We start from the raw sequence: 14,796 nt of genomic DNA on the forward strand, positions 1-14,796 counted from the left end.
CTCAACTCATCAGCCCCAGGGCCTGGGCCTTGGCTACCGCCTGGGTACGCCGCTCCACCCCCAGCTTGCTGTGAATCCGGCGCCCGTGGGTCTTCACGGTATGCAGGGAAATGAACAATTGCTCGGCGATCTGCTGGTTTGAACAGCCCTGGGCGATCAGTTGCAGCACTTGCAATTCCCGCAGGCTGAGCAGGCTTTCGCGGTTTTCCAGGGGGCCTGCCGATGACGGCGTCTGCAGCGTTTCCCCCGCAGCCAGCAAGAGTGGTTGCCGCAGGCGCAGTTCGTGCAGTGCCTGCGGCAGGTTGCATCGCTGCACCAGTGCCTGCCCGGCCTGCAATGCTTCCTGCGCCAGCGCCGGGTTGCCTTGCAGGTGGGCGACCTCGGCCAGGGCCAGTTGCACCTCGGCCTCCAACCCCTGCATGCCGTGGCGTTGGGCCCGGGCCAGCAGCCCCTGCAAGGTAGCGATCGGCGCCTGGGCCCGCCCCAGGTGCACCTCGGCCAGCACCAGCAGGTATTCGATCCCCGGAATCAACTCCAGGGTGGCCGGTGGCGCCTGTAGCGCCTGCGGGCCGCGAAAGTGCCGGAGCAAGCGGCTCAAGGCCTCCTGAGCCAGCTCCGGTCGCCCCTGTTGCAGCCAGAGCTGGCTGCTGACCTGCAACAGCACGCCCCGGTACACCGTGTCGGGAATCTGCCGCTGCTGCATCAGCCGCTCCGCATCCCGCAGGCGTACGAAGGCCTGGGCATAATCACCCTGGTTGGCCGCCAGTTGGGCCTGGCCGAGGAAACCATACAAGGCACGCTTGTCGTGGCTCAGCAGGCAATCCTCGAGGCCGCTGCGAAAGTAGCCGGCCGCCTGCTCTGCATGCCCCTGGCGCAAGGCCAGGCGACCGAGACGCAGGGCGATGCGACCGAGCAGCGGGGTCGCCCGCAGCGCCTGCATCGACAAGCGCTCACAGACCTGCTCCAGCAGGCTCTGGGCCCGATGCGGCGCGCCCCTTTGCTCCAGCAACTGGGCATGGTCCAGTTCCAGCAGGCCTTCGAACAGCTGGGCATCCTGGGCCCGGGCCAGGCACAGGGCTTCACGATTGAGGGCCTGGGCCACATCCAGCTCCGCACCCAGCAGGGCCTGCTGGGTCAGCCCCGACAGGCACAGCAGGCGGGTGGTCCAGGCGCTGTCCGCCAGCTCATCCAGGGCCTCGATAAAATGCTGCCGCGCCGCCTCCATCCGCCCGCTCAGGTGCAGCAGCCAGCCCTGCTGTGCCTGCCAGCGGGCCAGCAACTGACGCTGCTGCGCTGCCGAGGGCTGGGGGGCGAACCGGGCCATCTGCGCCATGCACTGCCCGGCCTGCTCGAAGCGCCCGGCAAACAGCATGGCCGCAACCAGCAGTCCCACCAGGTGCGGCGACACCAGCAAGAGTTCGCCACCGTGGCGCTCATGCAGTTGCAGCAACAGCAGCGCATTGTCCTGCTGGAACAGGAACTCGAAACTGAAATGCTCCAGCAGGCTGACCGCGACTTCATACTCTTGGGCCCGCAGCGCCTGCTCAAAGGCCGACTGCCAATCCTCCTGGGCAATGAACCACTGGCAGGCCCGGCGATGCCAGGAGCGCCCCCCCGGCCAGGCTTCGTCGCGCATTAGCCGGGCCAGCGGCGGAAACACCTGGAGCCAGTCGCCGCCACCGTCCCAGGGTTCGATGAAGCAGGCCATGTCCTGCAGGGTCCGCAGGTACTGGGCACCCTCCCCGACGCCGAACAGATGCTCGCACAGCTCGGCGTTGAAACGTGGCAGGTGCGCCAGTACTTGCCAGACTTGCGCCAGCTCCGCCGGCAGCACGCTGAACAGCTCGTGCTCCAGGTACTCCAGCAAGGTATTGGGGCGCCCCGGCTTGCAGGGCTGAATCGTCAGCTCGCTGCCTTCCAGCAAGGCGATGCGCACCCCGGCGCACCAGCCGCCACTGCGTTGCAGAATGCGACTGGCGGTCTGCGCACACAGGGGTTGCGGCAGCCGTTGCAGCAGTTGCTCGATCTCGATCTGGCTGAATGCCAGTGCCGGGCCGTCCAGCTCGAACAACTGATCGTCCAGCAGCAGGCGTGGCCAGTTGCACAGGGGCCGGCGACGGCAACCCAGCCACCAGGTCAACTGCGGGTTGTCCAGGCTCAGCAGGCGATCGAGCAGCAGGTCCAGGTCCGCAGCCGCGACCCGGCAATAGTCATCGATGAAGATCCAGGCCGGCGCCTGCAGGTGCGCCAGGTGCTGCAGCACCGTGGCTTCGTCATCGCGCTCCAGCCCCAGGGCCTGGGCCAGGGCAGCGCACAGCCCCTGCGGGCTATGCCGCCCGCCGGACAACGGCAACCAGCTCACCCGGCAGGTCTCCGGTGCCTGTTGCAGGCACTCAGCCAGCAGCGCCGTCTTGCCGCTGCCGGCAGGCGCGCAAAGCAGCTTGACCCGCGCACCGGAGGCCAGCAACGGCGCGCTCAGACGGCTGCGGGAAAAATGATGGGAGGACAAACGGGGCATGAACCCGGGACGCTCTGGACAACGAGTCATGGCGGTCATTGCGGCGTGCCTTTTTATAGTTTTAGCCAGCGTAGCCCCACCCTAGCCCCGACCTCCCGGCCAGTTGAAGAAGTATTCAGCAGGCTGATCAGCCCCCATAAAAAAACCGACCAGGCAGTCGGATAACTGCCAGTCAAGAGGAACGCAGTATTGCCGCGACTGTGGCGAGCAAGCTCGCTTGCCAGGACTGGCCGCCATAAAAAGCCGCACGCCCCAAGAGCGTGCGGCTCGACCATTGCTCCACTGCAACCCAAGAGGCGCCTAGCGCACTCCGCTGGCGCGCAGGGCCGCCGGGGTGTAGTCGGCCGCCTTGGCGGCAAAGCCGAACTCCAGGCTGTGCTTCTCTTCGTTCTTCATGCCCAGGGCCAGGTAACGGCCGGCGTTCAGGTCATACAGGGCCTCCAGGGTGTAGGCCGGTACCTGGTGGTCGTAGTAGTACTGCGCATGACCTTCGGCTACCCGCCACAGTTGGCCGCGTCCGTCATAGTGGTCCACCAGGGCCACCTGCCAGCTGTCCTCGTCGATGTACATGTGCCGAGTGGCGTAGATGTGCCGCTGGTTGGGCTTGACCGTGCCCACCACTTCCCACACCCGGTGCAGTTCATAGCGGGTCAGGTCCTGGTTGATGTGCCCGGCCTTGACGATGTCGTCGTACTTGAGGCTCGGGGAATCCAGCTTGTAGCTGTTGTAGGGGATGTACATCTCCTTCTTGCCCACCAGCTTCCAGTCGTAACGGTCGGGAGCACCGGAGAACATGTCGAAGTTGTCCGAGGTGCGCAGGCCGTCGGCGGCGGTGCCCGGGCCGTCGTAGGCCACTTGCGGGGCGCGGCGCACGCGACGCTGGCCCGCGTTGTAGATCCATGCCGAACGCGGTTCCTTGACCTGGTCCAGGGTCTCGTGGACCAGCAGCACGTTGCCCGCCAGCCGCGCCGGGGCGGTCACCGACTGCTTGAAGAAGTTCTGCACGTTGGCCGCCTTGGCCGGGTCCAGGTCCGGGATCAGTTGCGGCGCCGCCACCTCTTCCTCGAAACGGATCGAGGTGTAGCTGCCGTTGGTCTGCGGGGTGACCTGGGTGACGATGCGCTTCTGGTTGCCGCCGTGATAACGGGTCAGGTGGTTCCACAGCACCTCGATGCCGTTCTTCGGAATCGGGAAGGCGTAGTAACGGTTGCCGGTAAAGTTGGCCAGGCCGTTGCCGTCGTTGGTAGTGGTCACGCTCAAGGCGCTGCGCTTGGCCGACTCGTAGATCTCGGGTGGCAAGCCGACGCTGCGGTGAGTGGGGTAGACCGGGATCCGATAGCTGTCCGGGTAGCGCTTGAACATCGCCACCTGGCCGTCCGAAAGCTTGTCCTTGTATTTGTCCACCGTCGCCGCGGTGATGATGAACAGCGGTTTTTCATTGGCGAACGGGTCGGCGAGAAAGCCCTTGCTGTCCACCGCCCCGGCATTCTTGGGAATGCCTCCGGTCCAGGCCGGGATCGAGCCGTCGGCATTACCGGCTTTTTCCGCACCCACCGGGGTCAGGCTGGTTCCCAGCTTGGCGGCTTCTTCCGGGCTCACGGCGGCCATCAGGTTGGCCGCCCACAACCCCAGTGCCAGGGCGCTGCATTGCAGAATCATCTTGCGCATTCAAATGCTCCTTCTTGTGCCGGTTCAGAAGTTCACGCCAAAGCTCAACGCGAGGAAGTCCCGGTCGGTCAGGGTGTTGTAGCGCCCGCCAAAAAAGTCGGTGTAGCTGAGGCTGGCGGTGTAGGTGTTGCGGTAGTCGGCATCCACTCCAACGCTCAGGGCCTTGGCGCCCTGGTTGAACAGGCCGTTGGGCCCGTAGCCGTTGACGTCATGGGACCAGGAAAGGTTGGGCTTGAAGTTGATGCCGGCGATCACGTTGCTGTAGTCGAGGATGGCCCGGGCGCGATAGCCCCAGGAGGTGGCCGTGACGAAACCGTCGGTGTCGCCCCCGTAGCCGTATTGGCCGTACACCGAGTCCCGGCCGTAGCGCAGCTTGCTCTTGTCTTCCAGGCCTCCGACGTGGACCACTGCCGCCTCGCCTACCAGGGTCAGGCGGTCGGCCCCCAGCACCTGATCGAAGAACTGGGTCATGGAACTCTGGATCTGAGTGATTTCCTTGCGCCGGTAGCCGGTGTTGTCGGCCCCCATGGCGGTCTTGATCGGCGACGCCGCGCCCCCGGAAATAGGGTTGAGCAGGGCCAGGGTCAGGTCGTTGGTGTTGACCTGCACCGGCGCGTTGGGCCGATAGCTGATCTCGCCGGTCCAGGCGGTGCCGGTGGGCAGGGTGGTGGAGAAACTGGCGCCATACAGGCGGATGTCTTCCGGGTATTCGAGGTAGTACTGGCCACGGCCAAGCATCACGCTTTGCACCAGGCCACTGCCAGAACCCGGAACGATGCCGTTGGCGACGCCGGCAATGGCGCCCAGGGTCGTCGCGCTGACATTGGCCGTGGTGGTACTCACCACCGGGCTGCGGGAGTGGTAGTTCATGAAGTACAGGCCGTACTCGGTGTCATCGCCGAGCCAGCGCAGGGCGGCGCCCCACTGCCCGGAGTCGCGGGCATCACGATCACCGCCGCGGGGCAGGATCACCCCTTCGCGGGTCACCTGGAAGCCCTGGCCGAAGGCCGCCGCCACCGGCTGCAACGGCGCGATGGCCGGGCTGCCGACGGTGTAGCCGGTGGTGCAGCCATCGGCCACCACGTCGTTGCCGAAGAAGGTGCCGCAGTTGTCCACCACGGTCTGGTCCCACTCCAGCTGATAGAAGCCTTCCACGGTCAGCTGGTTGGTCAGGCCCTGGGAAGCGAACAGCATGTTCACCGGCACCAGGCCTTCCTTGATTTCGGCGCCGGGGCGGCGAAAGGCCGAGACATCCACAGGGTTGATGCTGTTGATGGAGTTGCCGATGAAGGTGCTCTCGCCCCAGCTGACCACCTGCTTGCCGGCACGCACGGTACCCGGCAGGTCGGCAATGGAATAGTTGTGGTAGACGAAGGCATCGAGGATCTGCGCCCCCGAGGACTTGGCGCCCTCCTTGCGGTTGTGGTCGCTGATGGGCTTGAACTCGCGGTCTTCGTCCTTGAGCTCGAAGTCGTACCAGTACTTGCCGCGAACGAAGACCCCGGTGTCGCCGTACTTGAGTTCCAGGTCATGCAGGCCCTTGAAGATCTTCGAGAAGGTTTCGCCCTTCTTGAAGTTCAGGCGGCCATCGTCGCCGGTGGACGACTGGGCGGTACCGCCATTGACCGTTCCGACGAAGGCGCGGTCGGCATTGCGCATGCCCCAGCTGGCACCAACCGATAGCGACGAGTCGAACTGCCCTTCGATTTCCCCGATGTTGAACGACACCGCCTGCGCCTGGGCGCAGCAGCCCAGCGCCACCGCGACGGCCAGCGCCTGCGGTTTGAAGATGGCGCGCATTGTTATTCTTGTCATGCGTCTTCCCCGGTGAGTGACAGGAGGCCTCACCCTACTGCCGGGGTAGCACGGTCGATAAGCGCACCAAGGAGGTATTCGCGCTGTCACTCGAAGGAATTAGTGCCCTTGCCATCACGGCCGTTCAAGGGGTTATCCAGCGGCTGGATGCAGGCTTATCAGGGGCGTCGATGCAGGGGGATGACCGGGGCGAAAAAACGCTCAGACTGTTGCTCAGGCTGTAACAGTCCTTGTCCTGAATCGCTATTTTTCCGTACCCGGCCAGGGCTTATTCTTCACTCGCAGTCACGGCAAACAACCGCTTGCCACTGACCTTGCAAGTACCGGGCACGAACTGTTCCCGGGAATGATTTCCAGCCGCTTGAAGGCGTGTGATTCAAGCTGCTGCCCCTGGTTCACCGACGTTGATTTTGTAGCTCCTTGATCTAACGTCTTGCTTCGGCCGCTGCTCTTGCAGCGGCCTTTTTTATGCCTGGAACACCAGAGGAAAGTGGCAACTACGCCGCGTCGTCCTCGCTCTCGTCGTAATGAAACTTGTGCAGCAGACGGTGCGCCACTGGGGACAGGATCAAGCCCAGGGTGGCAGCGAAGACCAGGTTGGTATAAAGCCCGTAGCTGGCAAAAAACAGTTTGCCACCAGGGGTTTGCGGCATGTTGATGGGGCCGATGCCGCCGAGGATCATGGCCGCGTCATACAAGGCGTCATGGAAGGAAATGTCTTGTTCGAAGTACAGCAGGCCGCTGATACCCAGCAGCACCGAGAAGATGATCAGCGCCAGCACCACCAGCCCATGCATGCATAAACGGCGGATGAACAGCAGCCGCGACAATACCGGCTGATCCTTTGACTCATACATATGCAGCACTCCCTGTTCGTTCGCGGACCGTCGAGCATAGTGACGAACGCTGCAGGAGTAAAACCGCCGGGGCCAGGGCCCGGCGGGGTGATGCATCCAGTGCTGAAAACCCGGCGCACTTAGCGCCAGAAGCCGGCCCCTATCACCCTGGCACAGGCGATAGGGGATGGACAAAGGGGCGCTTCAGAGGGCGTACTTTTGCAGATTCTGCATCATCTCCTTCAACGCCTCGATATTGTCCTTGGGGTGAGCCGCGCCCTCGAAGTCGCAGATCTGCTGCCAGTGGGCCGCCACGTCTTCCGGGGAAAAGCCCTGGCGAGGATCGAAGCCGGCGCCCAGGCTGCGCTCCCAGCGCACCTTGCCGATCCAGCCGCCGCCCACTTCGAACAGGCCGGAGGTTTCCTGGCACTGCTCGCTGCCCAGGTACACCACCAGCGGGCTGACCAGTTCGGGCTTGAGCTGCTCGAACACCTGGGGCGGAATCAGCCCCTCGGTCATCCGCGTACCGCCGGTGGGCGCGATGGCGTTGACCAGGATGTTGTTCTTGCGCCCTTCGATGGCCAGGGTCCGGGTCAGGCCGTACAGGCCGAGCTTGGCCATGCCGTAGTTGGACTGGCCGAAGTTGCCATAGATGCCCGAGGTGGAAGCGGTGAAGATCACCCGCCCATACCCCTGGTCGCGCAGGTGTGGCCAGGCGGCGCGGGTGACCTTGTAGGCCCCCTCGACATGCACCCGATACACCAGGTCCCAATCGGCGTCCTCCATCTTGTGGAAGGTCTTGTCCCGCAGGATCCCCGCGTTGTTGACCACCACATCGACCCGGCCAAACACATCCAGGGCGTTCTGCACGATCTTTTCACCGTCGGTGACCGAGTCATGGCTGGCTTCGGCGATACCGCCGGCCTCGCGGATCTGCGCCACCACGCGGTCGGCGGCCGAAGCGCTGGCGCCTTCGCCCTGGGCCGAGCCGCCGAGGTCGTTGACCAGCACCTTGGCGCCGTGCCGGGCGAACAGCAGTGCATGGGCCCGGCCCAGGCCACCGCCGGCCCCGGTGACGATCACCACTTTATCTTCCAAGCGCACAGACTCACTCATACCGAACTCCAGCAGGGCCAATGGACAATGCTTCGAGTGTCAGGCAGCCAGCCTTTGGTCACAATAAAAACGTTTTGACCTGAATGGTGCGCAATAAGGCAGCGGGATAATCGCCTTGCCCGCTCAAGGCCGCGGGGTTCAGGAACACGCCAACCGTGATGATGGCGACAGCAGATTGTCGCGAAACTCCAGGTAATGCTTGAGCACCGCCAGGGGCGCTTCGATCTGCGGGTAATGCCCGATGCTCGGCAGCAGCACCGTGTCGGCCCGTGGGATCAATTGCCGATAGCGCTCCACCATGTGTGCCCCGGAAATCGGGTCCAGGGCACCATCGATCACCCGCAGGGGCACCTCGCCGCGCTGCATGGCACTGACCCAACGTTCACGCCGGGCCCGGCGCTCAGGGATATAGCCGATCAGCTTGTGCAGGATTCGCGGGCCATCGTTGCTCTGCACCAGGCTCCAGAAATCATCCAGCACCGACTCGCTGGGGCGGTTCTGGGGGCCGAATATCTGCCGGAAACTCTTGGCCAGGCCCTGGCGGCTGAACGTTCGCCCGAGCATCCAGCCCAGCGGGCTGAGCAGCAGCTTCTGGGTCAGCACCGGGCGATGGGTTTCCGGGAACAGGCCGCCGTTGAGAAACACGCAACTGGCGATATCGATCCGCTCTTCGTAGTGCCGGGCCAGCAACTCCTGGGCAACGCTGTCGCCGTAGTCGTGGGCCAGCAGATGCACCGGCTCGGCGATACCCAGATGGGCCAGCAGCGCCTGCTGCAGGTCAGCCTGCTCCAGCAGGCTGTAGTCATGCTCCAGGGGCTTGGCCGAATCACCGAAGCCCAGCATGTCGCAGGCGATCACCTGATGATGCCGGGCCAGGGGCTGCCACAGGTAGTGCCAGTCCCAGCTGGCGGTGGGAAAGCCATGGATCAGCAGCAGCGGCTCGCCCTGCCCGGCCACCCAGTAACGGATGCGCTGGCCGCGAAAGAGCAGGTCATGTCCGCGTGTACGCCACACGCACAGCGGGATCTCGGCAATAGGCATCAGAGTGTGTAACCCGGGTCGAGTTGATCGAGTTTGCGCAGCAGGGCCGGCCAGGCCAGAGCGCCGCCCATGCCCTGAGCGCTGCGGGTGACACCAGCGATCATCGCCCTGGCCCCGGCCAGGATCGGCGCAGGGATGGCAATCAGCTCGGCGCCGCCGTTCTGCGCCAGCACCTGGATCTCGCAGGCGCGCTGGAAGGTGAACATCATCAGGAAGGTGTCGGCGATGGTCGCGCCGCAGGTGAGCAGGCCATGGTTGTGCAGCATCAGGAAACTGTTGTCCCCCAGGTCGGCCTGCAGCCGGACCTTCTCCTCGGGGTTCAGGGCCACACCTTCATAGGGGTGGTAACCCAGGCTCGACAACACGAACAGCGACTGCTGGCTGATGGGCAAGACGCCCTGCTTCTGCGCCGACACCGCAACCCCGGCCGCGGTATGGGTGTGCAGCACGCAAACCACATCGTGACGCACCGCATGCACCGCGCTGTGAATGGTGTAGCCCGCCGGGTTGATCTCGTAGGGGCTGTCCATCAGCTTGTTGCCGGCCTGGTCGACCTTCACCAGGCTCGACGCGGTGATCTCGTGGAACATCAGGCCAAACGGGTTGATCAGGAAATCTTCGGTGCCCGGCACCTTGGCGGAGATGTGGGTGAAAATCAGGTCGTCCCAGCCATGCATCGCCACCAGGCGATAGCAGGCAGCCAGGTCCACGCGGGTTTGCCACTCGATGGCGCTGACCTGGTTTTTTACACTCGGTGTCGATTGAACGGGGGCTAGGCTCACGGCAAGGACCTCGGTGATGGTTCTTATAGGAAGAGGACCTCCAGAGTCTAGACAGCTCACGCCGCTGGCGGAGTTGCATTGGCAGCCAGCTTGATGGCCATGCGGGTCAGCCGGGAATCAGGCCCTGGCCCGGGGCTTGCGCGTCAAAGCAACGACGCCAGCAAAGGGGCGGCGAACAGGTTCAGAAGCCCGGTCAGGACCATCACCAGCCCTGCCACCGAACCTTCTTCGCCCCCCACTTCATGGGCCCGGCTCACCCCTGCACCATGGGCCCCGACGCCAAACAGGGCACCGCGGGCCAGGGCGCTGCGCAGCGGCAGCCAGCGCAGCAGCACACCGCCGAGCATGGCCCCGAATACCCCGGTGAACATCACGAATACCGCAGTCAGCTCGGGTACGCCGCCCAGGTCATGGGCCAGGGGCATGGCGAACGGCGTAGTGATGGAGCGCGGCACCAGGGACAGGGTCACCGAGCTGTCCAGGGCCAGGGCCTTGGCCAGGCCGAACGAGCTGCCAATGGAAGCCGCGCTGCCCGCCAGCATGCCCAGCAGCAATGCCGACCAGTGGCGCATCAGCAGTTGCCGCTGCTGCCAGATGGGAATGGCGAAGGCCACGGTCACCGGCCCCAGTACCAGCATCAGCCAGTGGGTATTGGCGGCGTATTCGGCGTAGGCGGTGTGCAGCGGCACGGCGACCGCCAGCAGCAGGGCCGGCACCAGAATCAGCGGCGACAGCAGGTAGCGCCCGGTGCGCCGGTAGATCCAGCGGCTGAACAGGTAGGCGCCCAGGGTCAGGGCCAGCCAGAACACCGGCATGGCTTCAAGCTTCATGGCGCATCCTCCAGCGGCACACCAATTCCACGGTCAAGGCTGTCACCAGCATCACCAGCAGGGTGCTGACGCCTATTACCAGCAGAATCCGCCAGCCGTCCTGGCGCAGCAGGCCGCCGTAGTCCAGCAGGCTCATCAGTGCGGGAATGAAGAACAGCAGCATCTCGGCCATCAACAGGCCAGCCCCCAGCTGCAGGGCCGCCGGCTTGACCCAGCCCAAGGCGAAGGCCAGCAGCAACAGCGCAAGGCCCATGACCCCACCGGGAATCGGCCAGGGCAGCCAGCTGGCCAGTTGGCAGCCGAGAAAATAGATGGCCAGCAGCACCGCCAGTTCAAGAATCAGGCGGCCCAGGCGTTTGCAGGTGGAAATGTTCATGGTGGTTCGGTCCTCTCAGGGGTTTATTTTATGAAAAGCCCCATGATTACCGAAGCGAATTGTTAGACTGGAAGCCATTCCAATCTGGAATCAACGCCATGGATTTCAAACAACTGCGCAGCTTTGTCGAGGTGATCCGCCAGGGCGGCTTCACCCAGGCGGCCAGGACCCTGCACATCAGCCAGTCGGCGGTCAGCAAGCAGATCGCCCAGCTGGAACAGAGCCTCGGCACGCCCTTGCTGGAGCGCCAGGGTTCGCATATCCACCTCACCGCCGCCGGCAACGTGGTGCTGCAACGGGCCGAAGGCATGTTGCGCCTGCGCCACGAACTGCTCAGCGAACTGGACGACCTGAGCCAGCTGGCACGGGGGGAACTGCGCCTGGGGCTGCCGCTGCTAGGCAGTGACGCGCTGTTCGCCAGCCGTTTTGCCGAATACCGCCGGCGCTATCCGAATATCCAGGTGCAGTTGCTCGAAGGCGGCAGCCTGAATGTCGAACAGGCGGTGCGCAACGGCGAACTGGAACTGGGGGGCAGCCTGACCCCCAAGGACCCGGCGTTCGCCTACCAGCCCTTCTGCGATGAACCGCTGGATGCCTTGCTGCCCGCCGATCACCCCTTGGCGATGAACGCCCAGGTACGCCTGGAAGAACTGGCGGACACGCCGTTCCTCCTGTACCAGCGCAGTTTCGTGCTCAACGACCGGCTGTTGCAGGCCTGCCAGCAGGTGGGTTTCACCCCCAGGGAAGGCGGGCGCAGCGGCCAGGCGGATTTCCTGGCGGCGCTGGTGGCCGCCGGCCAGGGCGTGGTGCTGTTGCCCAGTGTGGTGGCCCGTGGCCTGGTGCGGCCTGGGGTGGTGCGCCTGACCTTGAAGGCGCCGGACTACCTGCGATGGGATATCGCCTTCATCTGGCGCCAGGGTGCTTATCTGTCCAAGGCAGCGCAAGCCTGGCTGGCGCTGCTGCGGGAACAGCCGGTCAGCCCCGCAGGGCGCTGATCAGCTCGGCCAGCCAGGGCTCGGCGTCGGTTTCCGGGGTCACGCTCTCGCTGGCGTCCAGGCGCAGCATGGGCAGCACTTCCTGCACGCCCAGCTCGGCGAACAGCTCGCGCATCTGCTCGCCACCGCCACAGAAGGTATCGCCGTAGCTGGAATCTCCCAGGCCGATGACCGCTCCGGGCAACCCGCGCCAGGCGGCGGGCAACTGATCGCGAATACTCGAATACAGCGGCAGCAGGTTGTCCGGCAACTCGCCCATGCCGGTGGTGGAGGTCACGGCCAGAAACGCCTGCGGGGCGAAGGCCTGAAGCTCGGCCAGAGTGGCGCGCGGGTTGTGCCAGGCCTCGAAACCTGCGGCGTTGAGGAGTTTGGCGGCATGCCGGGCGACTTCTTCAGCCGTGCCGTACACCGAGCCGGAAAGGATGGCGACTTTCATCAATCTGATCCTGAAGCTGACTAAAAGGCTGGGATATTAACAGCTACGGAGTAAAATCCCGCCTGTGCCGCCACCTCTGCTGCAAAGCGCTGGTGGACAGCGGGCCAGCCTCTCTTACACTCCAGCACTTGCTGATCGAAAGCGGAACTTCAGGATGATCAACGCTCATCTGCTGCAACGGATGATCAACGCCTCCAACGACGGGATTGTGGTCGCCGAGCAGGAAGGCGAAGACAACATCGTGATCTATGTGAACCCGGCCTTCGAGCGGCTGACCGGCTACAGCGCCGACGAAGTGCTGTACCAGGATTGCCGCTTCCTGCAATCCGGGGACCGTGACCAGCCAGGCCTGGAAGTGATCCGCCAGGCCCTGCGACAAGGCCGCCCGTGCCGCGAGGTGCTGCGCAACTACCGCAAGGACGGCAGTCACTTCTGGAATGAGCTGTCGATCACCCCGGTATTCAATGACAGTGATCAGCTGACCTATTTCATCGGCGTGCAGAAAGACGTCAGCGTCCAGGTCAAGGCCCAGCAACGCTTGCTCCAGCTGGAGCAGCAACTGGCCGAAGTGCAAGCTGAACTGGCCGCCCTCAAGGCGACCAGCGGCCACTAATAAATCGCGGAATTCGTGGTCGTAGGGATATTCCCCGCCGATCTGTCCTCCACCCTCCGAGCAACATCATGCAGCGTGACGCCCTCCTCACCCAGGATGAACTGGACTTCATCCAGACCATGCAGCACAACCCGCAGCTCAATGTGCGTGATACCACCTCGAGCCTGATGGTCAATGGCGGCGCGCAGATCCGTGACCTGCTGACGCGCCTGGCGGCCAATGAAAAGGTCACCATCCAGGCCCGTTTCGACAACCAGCAGATGACCTTCCCGCTGCAGCTGGTGGAAGACGAATTCCATGCCCTGCACCTGCGGCTGGGGGTGCCGAGCATCTTCGAGGATGGGCCCATGGTGCGCCCCTGGCGCCTGGCCCTGGAGCAGCCGGTGGCCCTGGAAAATGCCAGGGGCCAGCCTGGCCGCCTGTGGGTTCGGGAGGTCTCGTTCAAGGGGATATTGGTGGAGATCCGCAACGGTACCCGGCCACCGCGGCAGTTCGCCCAGTGGTTCAGCCCCTCGGGCTATGAACGGATTGCCCTGCACGGGCGCTTCGAGCGCCAGACCGAAGCCGGTTTCTACGCCTACCGCCTGGATCAGAGCGACCTGGAGGAAACCGAGCGCCTGCGCCAGTTCATCCTCCAGCAGCACCGCCACAGCCATCCGGCACTGCACGCCTGAAGGCTAGCGCCTCAAAGGAACCCGCGCAGGCGCTGCTGCATCAAGCGCCCCTCGTTACCCAGGCAAGCCACCGGCGAACCGACCAGGCTGTCCTGGGCCAGGTCCGCCGCGTCCCCGGCCAGCAGCAATGGGCAATCCAGGGTCAGTGCCAGGCGCTTGAGGCGCTTGGGCAACTCGGCCGAGGGTGCGTGATTGGAAAACACCACCAGGGCTACCGGCGCGACCTTTTCGCAGACCAGGGTCAGTTCCTCCAGCGGCACACCCGCGCCTAGAAGGCGCACACCGATCGGGTCCTGCCCGAGCATCAGCGCCGCCACCAACAGCTCCAGTTCGCGGCATTGCTCATTGAGCGCCGTCAGCAGCAGATAGCGGCTCTGGGTGGCGCGTTGCAACAGCAGGCGCTGGGTAATCCGCGCCCGCAGGAAGCCATCCAGGAACAGCCATTCGCTGGTCTGGCCAAAAGCCTCGCGCGCCAGCAGTAACTGCTTCCAGAACGGCAGGAAGATGTCCTGGAACACCACCGGCAAGGCATAGCTGGAGAAGATCTGCCCGTAGAGGCGCTCAAGCTGCTCCTCATCGAACGCGCTGACCGCCAGCTTCAATTGATCGCGCCACTGGCCGTATTCGCCCTGCAAGCCGCCATCCACCGGAGCCTTGAGCTGGGCCTGGGCAGCCCGGCCCTTGGCCAGGATCTTGCCCACTTTGCTCACCGCCACGCCGCGTTCGATCCAGCCGAGAATCTCACGCACCGCCTCAACATCGTGCATGGAGTACAGGCGATGCCCACTTTCGGTGCGTGTCGGCTGAATCAGACCGTAGCGTCGTTCCCAGGCCCTCAGGGTCACCGGGTTGATTCCGGTCAGGCGCGCCACCTCACGGATCGGAAACAACTCGTCCTGACGAACGGCTTCGGGGGCGTGAGGGGCAGGGGCAAGTTCAGTCATGACGGGCATCTGGGAAGAAAACACCGGAAAACAAAGTGGCGATCATTCTACTCCCCTCAGGTGGCGATGCTTCAAGCACGAGAAAAACCGACCGCCGTCATTGGTGCCTGGGCAGCAATCAGGAATAATCCTTGCTTGCTTCAGGCGCGGCC

Annotated in this window: 14 protein-coding genes; 3 read left to right on the plus strand and 11 right to left on the minus strand. The window is 64.3% G+C overall.

The genetic code is table 11. From position 1 onward, the window contains the following. Nucleotide 1: 1 nt before the first annotated feature. The 9 genes from ACUXVH_RS08500 to ACUXVH_RS08540 all read right to left on the minus strand — a co-directional run bounded on the left by ACUXVH_RS08500 (nt 2) and on the right by ACUXVH_RS08540 (nt 10,982). Nucleotides 2-2,557 (minus strand): LuxR C-terminal-related transcriptional regulator, encoded by a 2,556-nt coding sequence (locus tag ACUXVH_RS08500; RefSeq protein WP_065364610.1) that lies wholly within the window; start codon nt 2,555-2,557, stop codon nt 2-4. A 261-nt stretch (nt 2,558-2,818) separates the two neighbouring features. Then, on the minus strand, nt 2,819-4,186 hold the full coding sequence (locus tag ACUXVH_RS08505; RefSeq protein ID WP_015634191.1) for a DUF1329 domain-containing protein: 1,368 nt from the start codon (nt 4,184-4,186) through the stop codon (nt 2,819-2,821). A gap of 24 nt (nt 4,187-4,210) precedes the next feature. After that, the gene (locus ACUXVH_RS08510; RefSeq protein WP_053156403.1) at nt 4,211-6,001 is read right to left on the minus strand and encodes a DUF1302 domain-containing protein; all 1,791 of its coding nucleotides are present in this window, start codon (nt 5,999-6,001) and stop codon (nt 4,211-4,213) included. A gap of 497 nt (nt 6,002-6,498) precedes the next feature. Further along, complete coding sequence (locus ACUXVH_RS08515; protein WP_019093356.1) at nt 6,499-6,858, minus strand: hypothetical protein; 360 nt, start codon at nt 6,856-6,858, stop codon at nt 6,499-6,501. 183 nt (nt 6,859-7,041) lie between these two features. Continuing rightward, complete coding sequence (locus tag ACUXVH_RS08520; RefSeq protein ID WP_011059315.1) at nt 7,042-7,953, minus strand: SDR family oxidoreductase; 912 nt, start codon at nt 7,951-7,953, stop codon at nt 7,042-7,044. A gap of 138 nt (nt 7,954-8,091) precedes the next feature. Further along, nucleotides 8,092-8,994 (minus strand): alpha/beta fold hydrolase, encoded by a 903-nt coding sequence (locus ACUXVH_RS08525; RefSeq protein ID WP_019096053.1) that lies wholly within the window; start codon nt 8,992-8,994, stop codon nt 8,092-8,094. Further along, complete coding sequence (locus ACUXVH_RS08530; protein ID WP_011059313.1) at nt 8,994-9,776, minus strand: class II aldolase/adducin family protein; 783 nt, start codon at nt 9,774-9,776, stop codon at nt 8,994-8,996. Before ACUXVH_RS08530 ends, ACUXVH_RS08525 begins: the two co-directional genes overlap by 1 nt. Before the next feature lie 143 nt (nt 9,777-9,919). Continuing rightward, the gene (locus tag ACUXVH_RS08535) at nt 9,920-10,606 is read right to left on the minus strand and encodes an LrgB family protein (protein ID WP_011059312.1); all 687 of its coding nucleotides are present in this window, start codon (nt 10,604-10,606) and stop codon (nt 9,920-9,922) included. Next, complete coding sequence (locus ACUXVH_RS08540) at nt 10,596-10,982, minus strand: CidA/LrgA family protein (RefSeq protein WP_011059311.1); 387 nt, start codon at nt 10,980-10,982, stop codon at nt 10,596-10,598. The genes ACUXVH_RS08535 and ACUXVH_RS08540 overlap by 11 nt, the downstream gene beginning before the upstream one ends. Before the next feature lie 98 nt (nt 10,983-11,080). Here ACUXVH_RS08540 and ACUXVH_RS08545 point away from each other — a divergent pair, with 98 nt between their 5' ends. Continuing rightward, nucleotides 11,081-11,977, plus strand: a complete 897-nt coding sequence (locus tag ACUXVH_RS08545; protein ID WP_011059310.1) for a LysR family transcriptional regulator — start codon at nt 11,081-11,083, stop codon at nt 11,975-11,977. Here ACUXVH_RS08545 and ACUXVH_RS08550 read toward each other — a convergent pair. Then, a complete protein-coding gene (locus ACUXVH_RS08550) occupies nt 11,958-12,413 on the minus strand; it encodes a flavodoxin (RefSeq protein WP_015634186.1) in 456 nt (151 codons plus the stop codon). The two genes, ACUXVH_RS08545 and ACUXVH_RS08550, sit on opposite strands and share 20 nt — an antisense overlap. 154 nt (nt 12,414-12,567) lie before the next feature. On the opposite strand from ACUXVH_RS08550, the gene ACUXVH_RS08555 reads away from it, so the two are divergent. After that, complete coding sequence (locus ACUXVH_RS08555; protein ID WP_011059308.1) at nt 12,568-13,026, plus strand: PAS domain-containing protein; 459 nt, start codon at nt 12,568-12,570, stop codon at nt 13,024-13,026. A gap of 68 nt (nt 13,027-13,094) precedes the next feature. Next, nucleotides 13,095-13,700: a hypothetical protein gene (locus tag ACUXVH_RS08560; protein ID WP_011059307.1), complete on the plus strand. Its 606-nt coding sequence runs from the start codon at nt 13,095-13,097 to the stop codon at nt 13,698-13,700. 11 nt (nt 13,701-13,711) lie between these two features. Here the strand turns inward: ACUXVH_RS08560 and ACUXVH_RS08565 are convergent, their stop codons facing one another. After that, nucleotides 13,712-14,653 carry a MerR family transcriptional regulator gene (locus tag ACUXVH_RS08565; protein ID WP_015634184.1) on the minus strand — a complete coding sequence of 314 codons (942 nt, stop codon included), beginning with the start codon at nt 14,651-14,653 and terminating at the stop codon, nt 13,712-13,714. Between the last annotated feature and the right edge of the window lie 143 nt (nt 14,654-14,796).

It is taken from the genome of Pseudomonas sp. 8(2025) (assembly GCF_052665325.1).